Below are 13172 nucleotides of genomic sequence, written 5' to 3' on the forward strand. Positions count from 1 at the left end.
GCTCCGGCTCCAATGGCGCTGCTCACGCATCCGGCGTTCCGCCATCCGGTCCTGGGCCGGATCCGCAACGCGCTCCAGTCCCGCATCGTGCTGGGTGTCGGCTACGGCGTCGCCGCGGGCCTGACCGGCCTCGCCATCCTGTTGGCCGCCTCACCGCCCGAAAAGGGGCCCCTGGGGCCGGCCAGCCAACTGATCCTGACGGTGCTCGGGTTCAACCTGGTGCTGATCCTCGGGTTGATCCTGGCCGTATCGCTGCGCTTGCTGGACCTGCTGAAGGCCCGCTCGCACGACGCCGGGGCGCGCCTCCACGTCCGCTTCGTGCGCCTGTTCGCCCTGGCCGCCCTGGTGCCGGCCCTTGTGGTCTTCGTGTTCTCGGGCGTCCTGGTGAGCCAAGGCGTCGACAAGTGGTTCAGCGAACGCGTCCAGACGGTCGTCGAAAACTCCGCCACCGTCTTCCGCTCCTACATGGAGGAGCAGTCGCGGGACGCCGCCGATCGGGTCGTCGTGATGGCCCGCGACGTCAACCGCGAGGCCCCCAACCTGCAGGCCAAGGCCGGCGGCTTCGACAGCGCGCTATCGGCGCTGGCGGCGTATCACTCGTTTCCGGCGATCTACCTGGTGGACCGCACGGGCCGGGTGATGGCGCGCACCGAGGGTGCGACCGCGCCGGCCTACGAGCCTCTGCCCGCCTCGGCCTACGCCGCGGCCAACGACGGCGAGATCTATGTGCGCGCCGGCGACGTGATCCGGGCGCTCTACCGGCTCCCCGACTACGAGAACGTCTATCTCTACGCCGTCAGGCCGCTGGAGAAGGGGATCGTCACCAACCTGCGCGAAGCCGAGAGTTCGCTGATCTCGTACCGCGAGGTGCGCGAGAGCCGCGCCAAGATCCAGACGATCTTCGCGCTGAGCTATGTGGAGACGGCGCTCCTGGTGCTCGTGGGCGCCGTGTGGCTGGGACTGGCCGCGGCCAACGCCATTTCGGCGCCTGTGGCGCGGCTGGTGCAGGCGGCGGGCCGCGTGGCGAGCGGCGACCTCAGCGCCCGGGTGGACGCCGACAGCGATCCCGACGAGATCGCCGTCTTGTCCCGCGCCTTCAACAGTATGACGCACGATCTTCAGGCCCAGCAGGAGGCCCTGCGCCGCGCCGGCGAGGAGGCCGAGGAGCGGCGGCAGTTCATCGAGACGGTGCTGGCCGAGGTGAGCGCCGGCGTGATCGGCCTGGCGCCGGACGGGCGGATCTCGGTGGCGAACCCCCAGGCGGCCACCCTGCTGGCGCTGCCGGGCGACCACGGCCGGGGGCGCAAGCTCTCGCAGGTGGTTCCGGAGTTCGCGGAACTCGCGGCCGCAGGCCGGAGCGGCGAGGCCGAGGAAGAGATCGACGTCGTGCGCGGGCGCGACAGCCGCCGCCTGCGGGTGCGCGCCAGCCAGAGCGAAGGGGGCGTCGTGCTGACCTTCGACGATGTGACCCGTCTGGTGGCCGCCCAGCGCAACGCCGCCTGGCGCGACGTCGCCCGGCGCATCGCCCACGAGATCAAGAACCCTCTCACCCCCATCCAGCTCTCGGCCGAGCGCCTGCGCCGCAAGTACCGCAAGGATATCGCACCGGCGGAGCTGGAGACCTTCGATCGCTGCACCGACACCATCGTGCGGCAGGTGGGCGACATCGGGCGCATGGTCGACGAATTCTCGGCCTTCGCCAGGATGCCGGCGCCGAAGTTCTCCAAGCTCGAGGCCGGCGAGCTGCTGCGCGCGGCCGTGTTCGCCCAGCGCGTGGCCAGTCCCGACCTCGCCGTGGAGCTCGAGGATCTGAAGGCCGACGCCACGCTCTACGCGGATGGCCGGATGATCGGCCAGGCGCTGACCAATGTGCTGAAGAACGCCGCCGAGGCGGTCGAGGCGCGCCGCGCCAAGTCGCCCCGCCTCAAGGGGCGGATCACGGCGCGGCTGGTTGTCGAGGATGCAGCCGTGGCCATCGAGATCGAGGACAATGGCGTCGGCCTGCCGGCCAAGGACCGCGATCGCCTGACCGAACCCTATGTGACGACGCGCGAGAAGGGGACGGGCCTGGGCTTGGCCATCGTCAAGCGCATCCTGGAAGACCACGGCGGCGAGCTCGAACTGGCCGACGCGCGGAGCGGGCAGGGGGCGTTGGCCATCCTGCGGCTGCCGGCCGCGCCACTCGCCCGCCCCACACCGAAATCCACTGCCGCCCTATCGGCGAAATGAGGACTGACTGATGGCGTCTGACGTTCTGGTGGTCGACGACGAAGCCGACATCCGCGATCTGGTCGCGGGAATCCTTACGGACGAAGGCTACGACGTTCGCACGGCGAACGACTCCGAGAGCGCGCTGGCCGCGTTCCGGGCGCGCAAGCCGGCGCTGCTGATCCTCGACATCTGGATGCAGGGCGGGGGCATGGACGGCCTGGAGCTGCTCGACATGGTCAAGGAGCTGGACCGCGACCTGCCCGTCATCATGATCTCGGGCCACGGGAACATCGAGACCGCGGTCAGCGCGATCAAGCGCGGCGCCTACGAGTTCCTGGAGAAGCCGTTCAAATCGGACAGGCTGATCCTGGTGGTCGAGCGCGCGCTGGAGACCGCCAACCTGAAGCGCGAGAACCGTCGCCTGCGCACCCAGGCGATCGCGCCGGAAGGGCTGCTGGGCAAGTCGATGGCCGCCCAGCAACTGCGCCAGATGATCGCCAAGCTGGCGGGCGCCAACAGTCGCGTGCTGATCTCGGGCCCGCCGGGCTCGGGCAAGGAGACCGTCGCGCGCCTGATCCACGACGCCAGCCACCGCGCGCGCAACGAGTTCGTCCCGATCAGCGCCGCCGGCATGACCCCCGAGCGGATGGACGTGGAGCTGTTTGGCGAGGAGGGCGCGAACGGGCGGCCCGCCAAGATCGGCGTCTTCGAGCGTGCCCACGGCGGCACGCTGTACCTCGACGAGGCGGCCGACATGCCGCGCGAGACGCAGGGGCGTATCCTGCGGGTGCTCGTCGAGCAGCGGTTCCGCCGCGTGGGCGGCGACGCCGACGTGCAGGTCGACGTGCGGGTCATCTCGTCGACGTCGCGCGACCTGCGGGAGGAGATCGTCGCCGGCCGCTTCCGCGAGGATCTCTTCCATCGCCTGAACGTGGTGCCGGTGAACGTGCCGGGCCTCAGCGAACGCCGGGAGGACATCCCTGAGCTGGTCGAGGACTTCATCGTCCGCATCTGCGAGGCCTCGGGCCTGCCGCGCCGCAAGCTCTCGGACGATGCGCTGGCGATGCTGCAGGTGCGCGGGTGGCCGGGCAACCTGCGCCAGCTGCGCAACAACGTGGAGCGGATGCTGATCCTGGCTTCCGGCTCGCCCTCCGATCCGATCACCGCCGACATGCTGCCCGCCGAGGCCTCTGTGAACGACCAGGCCACCTCTCTGGGCGCCGAGCGGATCATCGCCCTGCCACTGCGCGAGGCGCGCGAGGTGTTCGAGCGCGAGTACCTGAACGCCCAGATGCTCCGGTTCTCAGGCAATATTTCACGAACCGCGGCCTTCATCGGCATGGAGCGCTCGGCGTTGCACCGTAAGCTGAAGTCGCTGGGGCTCTCGGGCGCCCGGTCGCTGGAAACCGAGGAGGCCTGACGGGTGGGGCGCATCGCTTATGTGAACGGTCGCTTCGTTCCCCACTCGGAGGCCTTCGTCCATATCGAGGACCGCGGCTACCAGCTCGCCGACGGGGTCTACGAGGTCTGGGCGCTGTTCGACGGCAAGCTGGCCGACCCGGAGGGTCATTTCGCCCGTCTGGAGCGGAGCCTGGCCGAGCTGCGCATCGAGATGCCGATGACGCGTGCCGCGCTGACGATGGTCCTGCGCGAGGCGGTGCGGCGCAACCGCGTGCGGGAGGGGCTGGTCTATCTGCAGATCACCCGCGGCGTGGCGCCCCGCGATCACGCCTTCCCGACCGTTCCGGTGCGCCCGGCGGTCGTGATCACGGTCGGCCGTGTCGATCGCGAGGCCACCGAGGCGCGCGCGGCGAAGGGGGTGGGCGTGGTGACCACGCCCGAGAACCGCTGGGGCCGCTGCGACATCAAGACGGTGGGCCTGCTGCCCAACGCCCTGGCCAAGCAGAAGGCGCGCGAGGCCGGCGCCGTGGAGGCCTGGTTCGTCGACGACCTGGGGTTCGTCACGGAGGGCGCGTCATCCAACGCCTGGATCCTCGACCAGGACGGCGTCCTGCGCACCCGCGACACCAACGCCAATATCCTGCGCGGCGTGACCCGGCTTTCGTTGCTGGAGGTGGCGCGCGAGATCGGCCTGAAGGTCGAGGAGCGCCCCTTCACGCCCGACGAGGCGCGGGCGGCGAAGGAGGCCTTCATCACCGGCGCCGGCAGCCTCGTCCTGCCGGTCGTGAGCGTCGATGGAAGGCCAGTGGGAGATGGATCGCCGGGACCGGTGGCGTCGAAGCTCCGACGCCTCTATATCCAGCGCGCGAAGGAGACGGCCATCTAGGTCGAACCTGCGATTGCAACGGCCGCGGTTTGCGGCTTAGCGTGACCTTGTGTGTGGGCGGATCTGCCGCCCGATCAAAACGAAAAGGCGGAAAGCCGTGAGCGACAAGAAACAGAACCTGCAGGACACCTTCCTCAACAGCGTGCGGAAGTCCAAGACCCCGCTCACCATCTTCCTGGTGAATGGCGTCAAGCTGCAGGGCGTGGTGAGCTGGTTCGACAATTTCTGCGTCTTGCTGCGCAGGGATGGGCAGTCCCAGCTCGTCTACAAGCACGCGATTTCCACCATCATGCCGGCTCAGCCTGTTCAGCTTTATGAACCGGCTGACGACGAGGGCGATTGAGCTCCACCAAATTCGTAGACCGTGAGGCGCCCGTCCAGGGCGCCCTGGTGATCCATCCCGATCGGGAAGGGCGCGATGGCGCACGCCATCCGCAGGCCCGACTGGAGGAGGCCGCCGGCCTCGCGCTCGCCCTCGACCTCGAGGTCCGCGAGACGATGGTCGCGACCTTGCGCAAGCTCACGCCGGCGACCCTGTTCGGCAAGGGCAAGGTGGAGGAGATCGCCACCATCGTCGAGGTCGAGGAACTCGACGTCGTGGTGATCGACGACGCGCTCACGCCGGTGCAGCAGCGGAACCTGGAGAAGGCCTGGAAGGCAAAGGTCATCGACCGGACCGGCCTGATCCTCGAGATCTTCGCGCGGCGCGCCCGCACCCGCGAGGGCCGGCTGCAGGTCGAGCTGGCGCGCCTCACCTATGAGCGTTCGCGGCTCGTCCGCACCTGGACCCACCTGGAGCGCCAGCGCGGCGGCTTCGGGGTCATGGGCGGCCCGGGCGAAACCCAGATCGAGACCGACCGGCGGCTGATCGCCGAGAAGATCGGCAAGCTGAAACGCGAACTGGAGGAAGTGCGCCGCACCCGCACGCTGCAGCGCTCGGCGCGGCGGCGTGTGCCATTCCCCAGCGTGGCGCTGGTCGGCTACACCAATGCCGGCAAGTCGACGCTGTTCAATCGGCTGACCCAGTCCGAGGTGGTGGCGCAGGACATGCTGTTCGCCACGCTGGACCCCACGCTACGGTCGCTGAAGCTGCCCGACGGCCGGCCGGCGATCCTGTCGGACACGGTCGGCTTCATCTCTGACCTGCCCCACGAACTGGTCGAAGCGTTCCGCGCCACGCTGGAGGAAGTCCGCGAGGCCGACGTCGTGCTGCACGTTCGCGACATCGCCAGCGAGGAGAGCCAGGCCCAGGCGGCCGACGTCCGCGCGGTCCTGGGCCGACTGGGCGTCGACATGGACGAGCGGCGGATCCTCGAGGTCTGGAACAAGGCCGACCTGCTGCCCGACGAGGCGCGGGCAGAGGCGATCAGCGACGCGCGACGCGCCAACCCGCCGGCGGTCCTCGTCTCGGCGGTTACCGGGGCGGGCTGCAGCGACCTTCTGGTCGCGGTGGCGGGTCTTGTGGACGAAGCGCCGCCGGTCGAGATCCGTACGCCGGCAGGCGAAGGCGCGGCCCTTGCCTGGCTCTACCGCCACGGGCGGGTGATCGAGCGCGAGGACGCCGACGACGGCGCCGTGCGGTTGTCGGTCAGCCTCACCGCCCAGGCCCTCGGCCAGTTCGAGCAGCTGTTCCCGCAAGCGCGGGTGAGCCCGCACTGATCTTGCGGGTTCGTCGCGCCGATCCACGTCTTCGTCGCTCTGCGGTCGCGAAGATGGGACGGATGGCGCAGCGACACGCCCGGGGTGCGGGGAACGGGACTTGAAGATAGACCTCAAGCGGCAGGCCTCGGTGTTCGCCGTCGCCTTCGCCATGCTGATCTGGTTGGTGGCGTTCGCGGGCTACGTCGCACCGGGCGTGGCGTCGGACAATACGCGCGAGAAGGAGGTGCTCTACCTCCTGGTCACGGCCGGGATCGGCTTTGGGTTGTCGCTCGGCTTCTACGGCGCGGTGATGGCCACCGCGGGACGCCGCGCCGCGATCCGCCTGGCCGTCGCCGCGGGGGCCCTCGGCGCCGCCGTCCTCGTGCACTCCGCCGCGGACCTCTGGATGATCGAGCACTATCTGCGGCAGCGTCCGGTGCTGGGTCCGAACGCGCTGCTCGATCCGCACGCGCTGCTGTACCTCAACAACGTGCTGCTGCTGTCGCCGGCCCACGTCACCTATGCGATCGGCGTCGGCCTGGGCCTTTCCCTGCGGGCGATCCACGAGCGGGAGCAACGGCTGGCGGCGGCGCTGGCGGCGGCCCAGGAGGCGCAGATCGCGGCCCTGCGGTTTCAGATCAATCCGCATTTCCTGTTCAACAGCCTGAACGCCGTCATGTCCCTGGTCGGCTCCGGGCGCAATCGCGACGCCGAGAACGTGGTGGCCCGCTTGGCGGCCTTCTTCCGCGCCACGCTGGCCAGCGAGCCGAACGCGATGGTGTCCCTCGAGGAGGAGCTGGATGTTCTGGGCGCCTATCTCGACATCGAGGCCGCACGATTCGGCGACCGGCTCCGGGTCGATATCGAGCTCCCGGACGAGCTCGTCTACGCACGTGTCCCGCACTTCCTGCTGCAACCGCTCGCGGAGAACGCCATCAAGCACGGCGTGGCGCCCAGCAAACGACCGGTGACGCTGTCCGTGACGGCCCGCGCGGATCAGGACCGGCTGACGGTGGCGGTTCGCGACAACGGCGCGGGCGGGGCCGGGGAGGCGGGCGAGGGGGTCGGACTGCGCAACGTCGCGGGACGTCTTCGTGCGCTCTATGGAGACGCGGCCACCTTCCGGGCGGAGAAGCTGGCGGCCGGCTTTCAGGCGACCGTCGAATTGCCGCTTGCGTTCGTGGACCCCGACAGATGATGCGGGTGTTCATCGTCGACGACGAGCCGCTGGCGCTGGACTGGCTGCGAGCGTCGCTGGGGCGGCTGCCGGGCGTGGAAGTGGTGGGCGAGGCGGGTGACGGCGACCTGGCGATGGAACGGATCGCCGCCTTGGATCCGGACGTCGTGCTGCTCGACATACAGATGCCGGGGCGAAGCGGCGTGGAGGTGGCGCGCACGCTCGCAGGGCGCGCGCGTCCAGAGGTCGTCTTCGTCACCGCGTTCTCGCACTGGGCGGCGGAAGCGTTCGAACTCGACGCCGCCGACTACCTCCTGAAGCCGGTCCGGCCCGATCGGCTGGAGGAGGCCATGAACCGCGCGCGGCGGCGTATGGGCGGGCAGGCCGCGTCACCCGCGCCGCCCGGCGACTTCGAGTCGGGCTTCTGGATCCGCCACCGTGAGGGTCTGGTCCGGGTGCTGGTGGCCGACATCCGTCGCATCGAAGCCGACAAGGATTACGCCCTCATCCACACCCATCTGCGAACCCACATCCTGCGCACCACCATGCGCGAACTGGAACAGCGGCTGGACCCTCGCGAGATCGTGCGGGTGCATCGCAGCGCGTTCGTCCGCCTTTCGGCCATCCGGCGCGTCGAACGCAATCGCCGTGGGCTCATGCGTCTGCATACGGAGGACGGGGCCGTCATCGACGTGGGCGCCAGCTATACGAAGCGCGTGGCCGCCGCCCTGCACCTTCCCAACGTCGAACCCGACGAGGACTAGGCTCGCTCGGCGGCCTTGGCTTCGTCCCACAGGGCGTCCATCTCGAACAGGTCCGACTGGTCGGGCGTCTTGCCGCGTTCGGCGAGCCGGCGCTCCACATAGTTGAAGCGGCGCACGAACTTGGCGTTGGTCGAGCGGATGGCGTCCTCAGGGTCCACGTCCAGGGTGCGGGCCAGGTTGGCCACGACGAACAGCACGTCGCCGAGCTCGTCGCGCACCTTGTCCAGGTCGCCAGCCTCGATCTCGGCCAGCATTTCCCCGACCTCCTCGTGCAGCTTGACCACCACGTCCTGCACGGTCGGCCAGACGAAGCCCACGCCGGCGGCCCGCTTCGACAGCTTCACAGCCCGAGTCAGGCCGGGCAGGCCCACCGGGACGTCGTCCAGCAGGCTCTCCGCCTTGCCCTTCTTCGCGCGTTCCTGCGCCTTGAGCTGATCCCAGCCCGCCTTCTGCGCGTCGAGGTCGGCGTAGCTCTCGTCGCCGAACACATGGGGATGACGGCGGACCATCTTGTCGTTGATGGCCTGAGCCACATCCTCGAAGGCGAAGGCGCCCTGTTCCTCCGCCATGCGCGAATGGAACACCACCTGCAGCAAAAGGTCTCCCAGCTCATCCTTCAGGTCCGTCAGATCGCCCCGCTGGATGGCGTCGGCGACCTCGTAGGCCTCCTCGACCGTATAGGGGGCGATCGTGGCGAATGTCTGCTCGAGGTCCCAAGGGCACCCGTCCGCCGGGTCGCGCAGGCGCGCCATGATGGCCAGCAGCCGGTCGATGGGCCGCAGATCGGCGGGCGGGGCAGGGCGGGTCATTCGGGAGGCTCGAACAGCAAACGGCGCACGGCGATCAGACCGCGCGCCGTGGGATGACGCAAGCCGTGCCGACCGGCTTAGCGCTCTGCGAGTTCGCCGCCGCGGGCCATCTTGCGGGCCAGACGATCGAACGCCCACTCGGCGTCGCTCCAGACCCAGTTCGCGCGCACCTGGCGGATGTCGGTCTCGTACCAGTCGAACTTCACGGGAGTTTCGACCCCCTCCGCCGAAATCACCCGGCCCTCGACGGCCGCGCCGCCGACGCCGAAGCTGTCGAACGACAGGCCGGGCGTGTCGCCGAGCTGCTTGAAGGTGGGTCGGTTGGGCTTCACGTCGGTGAGCGTGAGTTCGATGCGCGCGCCGTCGTAGGCAGTCTTCTTAGCCAAACCCTTCTCGACCGCGCTCTTCAGGTCGGCCGTCAGGAACCCGGCCTCGCGCTGGCCGTAGGTCTTGTCGAACTTCTTCTGCAGTTCGGGGCCGACGTTGACGGTCACGGAGGCGGGCGCGGCGAGGGCGGTCGTTGCGCTCGCCAGCAGGGCCGCGGCGGTGAGGGCGAGGAGGCGCATGATGGCTCCAATCCGACAACAGTAATTACTGTACAAAGATAGGGTGGGGGCGGACGTTGCGCAAGACGGATCGCAAGAACGTCAAAATTCGCCTCTCGCGCGAATCTGCATAGATTTCTTCGCGAAACCGGCAGGCCCAGTCCCAGCGCCGGTAGGAGGCCACCGCATGAGCGACTTGGCGTCTCCGCGTATCCGAACCTTCGCTGCGCCGGCGCGCGCGCCGCGGCCATTGCCGCGGGGCTATGGCCTGTTGGTGGGGGCGATTGTCTCTCTCGGACTCTGGGGCGCCTTGGCCATGGCCGTCATGCGCCTCTGGCCGTAGGCGGCTACTTCAGGCGATAGGTGATGGTCGTCACGACCCGGACGCGCTTGAACACCTGCGAGCTCTCCTCGCCGACATCGTCGCGGCCGAGGATTTCGAACGAGCCCTGGGTGGCCGAGGCGATGCCGGCGAGGTCGGCGCCGGAGTCCTTGGCGAACTGCTGGGCGCCGGAGCGCGCGCTGGCCGTCGCCTCGGCAATCATCTTGGGGCGGACATCGTTCAGCCTCGTGAAGATGTAGGACGGGCCGTTGTAGTCCTGCAGGACCACGCCCTGACGCACGAGCGCGTCGAGGGCGCGCGTCGTGGCCTGGACCCGATCGACGTTGGACGTGCGCACGATCACGGTCTGGGCGACGCGGTAGCGCGCGCGGATTTCGCTGGGCTGATATTCGCGGGCGTACTGGTCCGTGACCTCGAAGCGGCCCAGGTCGATCTCGGACGGCGAATAGCCTTGCTGGGCCAGGTAGCGGCGGACAGCCGCCAGCGCGGTGGCCACCTCGGCCTGGACGGCGGCCAGGTCGTCGCCGGCGGCGGCGAACTTCAGCGGCAGCACCGCGAGGTCGGCTTTGACGCCGCGCTCCGAGAGGCCGCGGACCGTTACGGTGCGATCGCCGATACGGGCGTTTTCCACGCCTTTGCCGATGAAGGCGCCGCCGACGGCCGCGCCGACCGCGAGGATCGATGCTGCGGCGACAGCGGTGACGAAGGACGATGGAGGAGCGGCCATGCTGGAAGCAGGGGCCAGGTGAGAGGTGGTGTCAATCGCTCCGGAAGCGCTCGTATGTTTCGCGCCTAAGGAAGATTATCGGAAATAATTGATAGGCTATCGAGGAAGGCCGACGCCACCCACCGGCGCTGTCTCGAAATTCTCGCCGAAGCCCGCGATCAGCGGCCGGGCCTTGGCGATCACCGCCTGGACCGACGGCAGTTTCAATGAGCCCTTGTGGCTGTCGGCGCTGTCCCAGACCTCGGTGATCCAGATGGCGTCGGCGTTGGCGCCGTCCCTGGCGACCACATAGCTGAGGCAGCCCGGCATCTCTCCGGTCTCGGCCAGCATCAGCGCGATGAGTTCGTCGCGCTTGCCCGGCTTGGCCAGCATCTTTCCGATCAGTCCGTACATCTCGGCTCCCTTGGCGTTCGCGGCTGATCCGGCGAGCGCAAGCGCCGCCGCGCCCGTCAGCACCGTTCGGCGCTCAAACATGCGGCAGCTCGAGCTCGCCGGCGGCGATCCGCTGCAGCGTTTCGACGAAGAACTGCGGCTCCAGCGCCTTCACGCGAGCCTCCAGGTCTTGCGCCGTGTCGCCGGGCGCCAGCGGCACCTTACGGCGCGCGATCTCGGGGCCGTGGTCGTATTCCTCGTCGACAGCATGGATGACGATGGCGCTCTCGGCCACGCCCGCCGCGATCACCGCCTGGTGCACGCGCGCGCCATACATGCCTTCGCCGCCGAACTGCGGCAGCGGTCCGGGGTGGATGTTGAGGATCCGCCCCGCGTAGCGGCCCAACGTCCTCGGACCCAGTCGGCGCAGATAGCCGGACATCACGATCAGTTCGACGCCCGCCTCCGTCATCGCCGCCGCGAGCGCCTCGTCGGCCGCATCGGCATCGCCGATCGTCGGGATCGCCAGCCTCGGCACGCCCCGAACGTCCGCCCAGGCGAAGGCGGGCGCGGTCCTCTTGTTGCTCACCAGGAGGCGCGGCTCGGCCGCCAGGGTTCCATCGGCGACGGCGGCCACGACCGCCTCCGCGCTGGAACCGTTGCCCGACGCGAGGAAACCCAGCTTAAGGGGAGGTGAAATCACGTGTTTTGGGCCCCGAGTTCATGTTGGAACGTCAGGCCGTCATAGGCGGGTTCGACCCCTGCCGGCAGCTCCGCCTTGAGCTGCTGATAATCGAGATCGATGTGCATGTTGGTGAGGATCGCGCGCTTGGGCTTCACACGGTCGATCCATTCCAGCGCGAGGTCGAGGTGCGCGTGGGTCGGGTGTGGCCGACGACGCAAAGCGTCGACGATCCAGACGTCCAGGTCGGCCAGCGCCTCGAAGGCCGCATCGTCGAGACCGACGACATCGCTGGAATAGGCAACACCGCCAAAGCGATAGCCGACAGACCTCACACCGCCGTGGTCCTGATCGAAGGTGGTGACCGGGATCGCGCCCGATGGACCGCCGACGTCCCAGGCCACGCCGTGCGCCGGGATCAGACGCCGATCGCAGATGGCCGGATAGCCGCCCTCGCCTTCGAAGATATAGCCGAAACGCCGCATCATGGTGGCGTCGGTGGCCGCATCCATCCAGCAGGGGATTCTCGCCTGCTGGCGCAGGTAGAACGCGCGCACGTCGTCGAGGCCATGGACCTGATCGGCATGGTCGTGGGTGAGCAGCACGGCGTCGCAGCGCTTCACCCCGGCCTTGGCCGTCTGGATCCTCAGCTCGGGCGAAGCGTCCACCAGCACCGTCGTCTGCGCCCCCTCCCCCAATCGCCGGACGAGCAGGGCGCAGCGCATGCGGAAGTTCTTCGGCTCGGCGGGATCGCAGATGCCCCAGTCGCCGTCGGCCCGCGGCACGCCGCCGGACGAGCCGCAGCCGAGGATGGTCACTTCCAGCGTCCCGCTCATGGCCGCGGAATCCGGTCGAACAGGTCGAAGAACGCGTCGGTTGTGCGCCGTTCAGCCTCGTCCAGCGACCAGCCGCGCACCTCGGCCAGCTTGGCCAGGATATGCGGAATGTAGGCCGGCTCGTTGCGGCGGCCCCGGTGCGGCACGGGGGCCAGGTAAGGGCAGTCGGTCTCGACGATGATCCGGTCGGCCGGCATCTCGCGGATCACCTCGCGCACGTCCTCGGCGGCCTTGAAGGTGGCGATGCCGGAGACCGAGAACCAGGCGCCGAGGGCCGCGGCCCGACGGGCGAGCTCCGCGCCCGAAGTGTAGCAGTGCATCAGCAGGCGGAATGGCCCGGCGGCGTATTCCTCCTCCAGGATCTGGCCCATCACCTCGTCGGCCTCGCGGGTGTGGACCACCAGGGGCAGGCCCGTCTCCCGCGCCGCGACCACATGGGCGCGGAAGACGCGAGCCTGGATGTCGCGCGGGCTGAGGTCGTAGTGGAAATCGAGGCCGCACTCGCCGATGCCCACCACGCGCGGATCCATCGCCAGCCGGACCAAGGTCTCGGACGAGAGGTTGGGGTCTTCCTTGGCCTCGTGCGGATGGGTGCCGACGGTGCACCAGATATCCGGCTGGTCGGCCAGGGCGCGCACCTTTTCCCAGTTCGAGACACGATCCGAGATGTTGACCATCAGCCGCACGCCGGCCGCGCGGGCCCGGTCGATGACGGCGTCCCGGTCCTCGTCGAACTGTGGGGCGTGCAGGTTGACGTGGCTGTCGATCAGCATGGGCG

General features: G+C 69.1%; 14 protein-coding genes. 7 read left to right on the plus strand and 7 right to left on the minus strand.

Features of this window, described 5'->3' with window-relative positions; genetic code table 11:
• Window positions 1-12: 12 nt before the first annotated feature.
• The 7 genes from ACODSY_RS08655 (at window position 13) to ACODSY_RS08685 (ending at window position 8080) form a co-directional block, all read left to right on the plus strand.
• Entirely contained in the window at window positions 13-2229 is a 2217-nt protein-coding gene (locus tag ACODSY_RS08655; RefSeq protein ID WP_488951312.1) for a sensor histidine kinase NtrY-like, read from the plus strand.
• A 10-nt stretch (window positions 2230-2239) separates the two neighbouring features.
• Window positions 2240-3631, plus strand: a complete 1392-nt coding sequence (ntrX, locus tag ACODSY_RS08660; RefSeq protein WP_488951313.1) for a nitrogen assimilation response regulator NtrX — start codon at window positions 2240-2242, stop codon at window positions 3629-3631.
• A 3-nt stretch (window positions 3632-3634) separates the two neighbouring features.
• A complete protein-coding gene (locus ACODSY_RS08665) occupies window positions 3635-4498 on the plus strand; it encodes a D-amino-acid transaminase (RefSeq protein ID WP_488951314.1) in 864 nt (287 codons plus the stop codon).
• Between the two features lie 97 nt (window positions 4499-4595).
• Window positions 4596-4841, plus strand: a complete 246-nt coding sequence (gene hfq, locus ACODSY_RS08670; protein ID WP_068875468.1) for an RNA chaperone Hfq — start codon at window positions 4596-4598, stop codon at window positions 4839-4841.
• Window positions 4838-6157, plus strand: a complete 1320-nt coding sequence (hflX, locus tag ACODSY_RS08675) for a GTPase HflX (RefSeq protein WP_488951315.1) — start codon at window positions 4838-4840, stop codon at window positions 6155-6157. Before hfq ends, hflX begins: the two co-directional genes overlap by 4 nt.
• A 100-nt stretch (window positions 6158-6257) precedes the next feature.
• Entirely contained in the window at window positions 6258-7337 is a 1080-nt protein-coding gene (locus tag ACODSY_RS08680; protein WP_488951316.1) for a sensor histidine kinase, read from the plus strand.
• Window positions 7334-8080, plus strand: coding sequence for a LytR/AlgR family response regulator transcription factor (locus ACODSY_RS08685; protein ID WP_488951317.1), 747 nt, complete (start codon window positions 7334-7336; stop codon window positions 8078-8080). Before ACODSY_RS08680 ends, ACODSY_RS08685 begins: the two co-directional genes overlap by 4 nt.
• Here the strand turns inward: ACODSY_RS08685 and mazG are convergent.
• The 7 genes from mazG to ACODSY_RS08720 all read right to left on the minus strand — a co-directional run bounded on the left by mazG (window position 8077) and on the right by ACODSY_RS08720 (window position 13167).
• Entirely contained in the window at window positions 8077-8889 is an 813-nt protein-coding gene (gene mazG, locus ACODSY_RS08690) for a nucleoside triphosphate pyrophosphohydrolase (RefSeq protein WP_488951318.1), read from the minus strand. The genes ACODSY_RS08685 and mazG overlap by 4 nt on opposite strands.
• Before the next feature lie 77 nt (window positions 8890-8966).
• A complete protein-coding gene (locus ACODSY_RS08695) occupies window positions 8967-9455 on the minus strand; it encodes a hypothetical protein (protein ID WP_488951319.1) in 489 nt (162 codons plus the stop codon).
• Window positions 9456-9781: 326 nt separating this feature from the next.
• Window positions 9782-10504, minus strand: a complete 723-nt coding sequence (locus tag ACODSY_RS08700) for an SIMPL domain-containing protein (RefSeq protein ID WP_488951320.1) — start codon at window positions 10502-10504, stop codon at window positions 9782-9784.
• Window positions 10505-10600: 96 nt separating this feature from the next.
• The gene (locus tag ACODSY_RS08705) at window positions 10601-10978 is read right to left on the minus strand and encodes a putative quinol monooxygenase (protein WP_488951321.1); all 378 of its coding nucleotides are present in this window, start codon (window positions 10976-10978) and stop codon (window positions 10601-10603) included.
• Window positions 10971-11579 (minus strand): formyltransferase family protein, encoded by a 609-nt coding sequence (locus tag ACODSY_RS08710; RefSeq protein WP_488951322.1) that lies wholly within the window; start codon window positions 11577-11579, stop codon window positions 10971-10973. Before ACODSY_RS08710 ends, ACODSY_RS08705 begins: the two co-directional genes overlap by 8 nt.
• Complete coding sequence (locus tag ACODSY_RS08715) at window positions 11576-12394, minus strand: MBL fold metallo-hydrolase (RefSeq protein WP_488951323.1); 819 nt, start codon at window positions 12392-12394, stop codon at window positions 11576-11578. The genes ACODSY_RS08710 and ACODSY_RS08715 overlap by 4 nt, the downstream gene beginning before the upstream one ends.
• Window positions 12391-13167, minus strand: a complete 777-nt coding sequence (locus ACODSY_RS08720) for a TatD family hydrolase (RefSeq protein ID WP_488951324.1) — start codon at window positions 13165-13167, stop codon at window positions 12391-12393. The genes ACODSY_RS08715 and ACODSY_RS08720 overlap by 4 nt, the downstream gene beginning before the upstream one ends.
• Between the last annotated feature and the right edge of the window lie 5 nt (window positions 13168-13172).

Source organism: Phenylobacterium sp. FG114 (assembly GCF_057809855.1).

What these genes read in the sequence shown, in the direction of transcription:
- ACODSY_RS08655 (WP_488951312.1), top strand. Translation starts at nt 13, where the DNA reads ATGGCGCTGCTCACGCATCCGGCGTTCCGCCATCCGGTCCTGGGCCGG.
- ntrX (WP_488951313.1), top strand. Translation starts at nt 2,240, where the DNA reads ATGGCGTCTGACGTTCTGGTGGTCGACGACGAAGCCGACATCCGCGAT.
- ACODSY_RS08685 (WP_488951317.1), top strand. Translation starts at nt 7,334, where the DNA reads ATGATGCGGGTGTTCATCGTCGACGACGAGCCGCTGGCGCTGGACTGG.
- mazG (WP_488951318.1), bottom strand. Translation starts at nt 8,889, where the DNA reads ATGACCCGCCCTGCCCCGCCCGCCGATCTGCGGCCCATCGACCGGCTG.
- ACODSY_RS08695 (WP_488951319.1), bottom strand. Translation starts at nt 9,455, where the DNA reads ATGCGCCTCCTCGCCCTCACCGCCGCGGCCCTGCTGGCGAGCGCAACG.
- ACODSY_RS08700 (WP_488951320.1), bottom strand. Translation starts at nt 10,504, where the DNA reads ATGGCCGCTCCTCCATCGTCCTTCGTCACCGCTGTCGCCGCAGCATCG.
- ACODSY_RS08705 (WP_488951321.1), bottom strand. Translation starts at nt 10,978, where the DNA reads ATGTTTGAGCGCCGAACGGTGCTGACGGGCGCGGCGGCGCTTGCGCTC.
- ACODSY_RS08715 (WP_488951323.1), bottom strand. Translation starts at nt 12,394, where the DNA reads ATGAGCGGGACGCTGGAAGTGACCATCCTCGGCTGCGGCTCGTCCGGC.
- ACODSY_RS08720 (WP_488951324.1), bottom strand. Translation starts at nt 13,167, where the DNA reads ATGCTGATCGACAGCCACGTCAACCTGCACGCCCCACAGTTCGACGAG.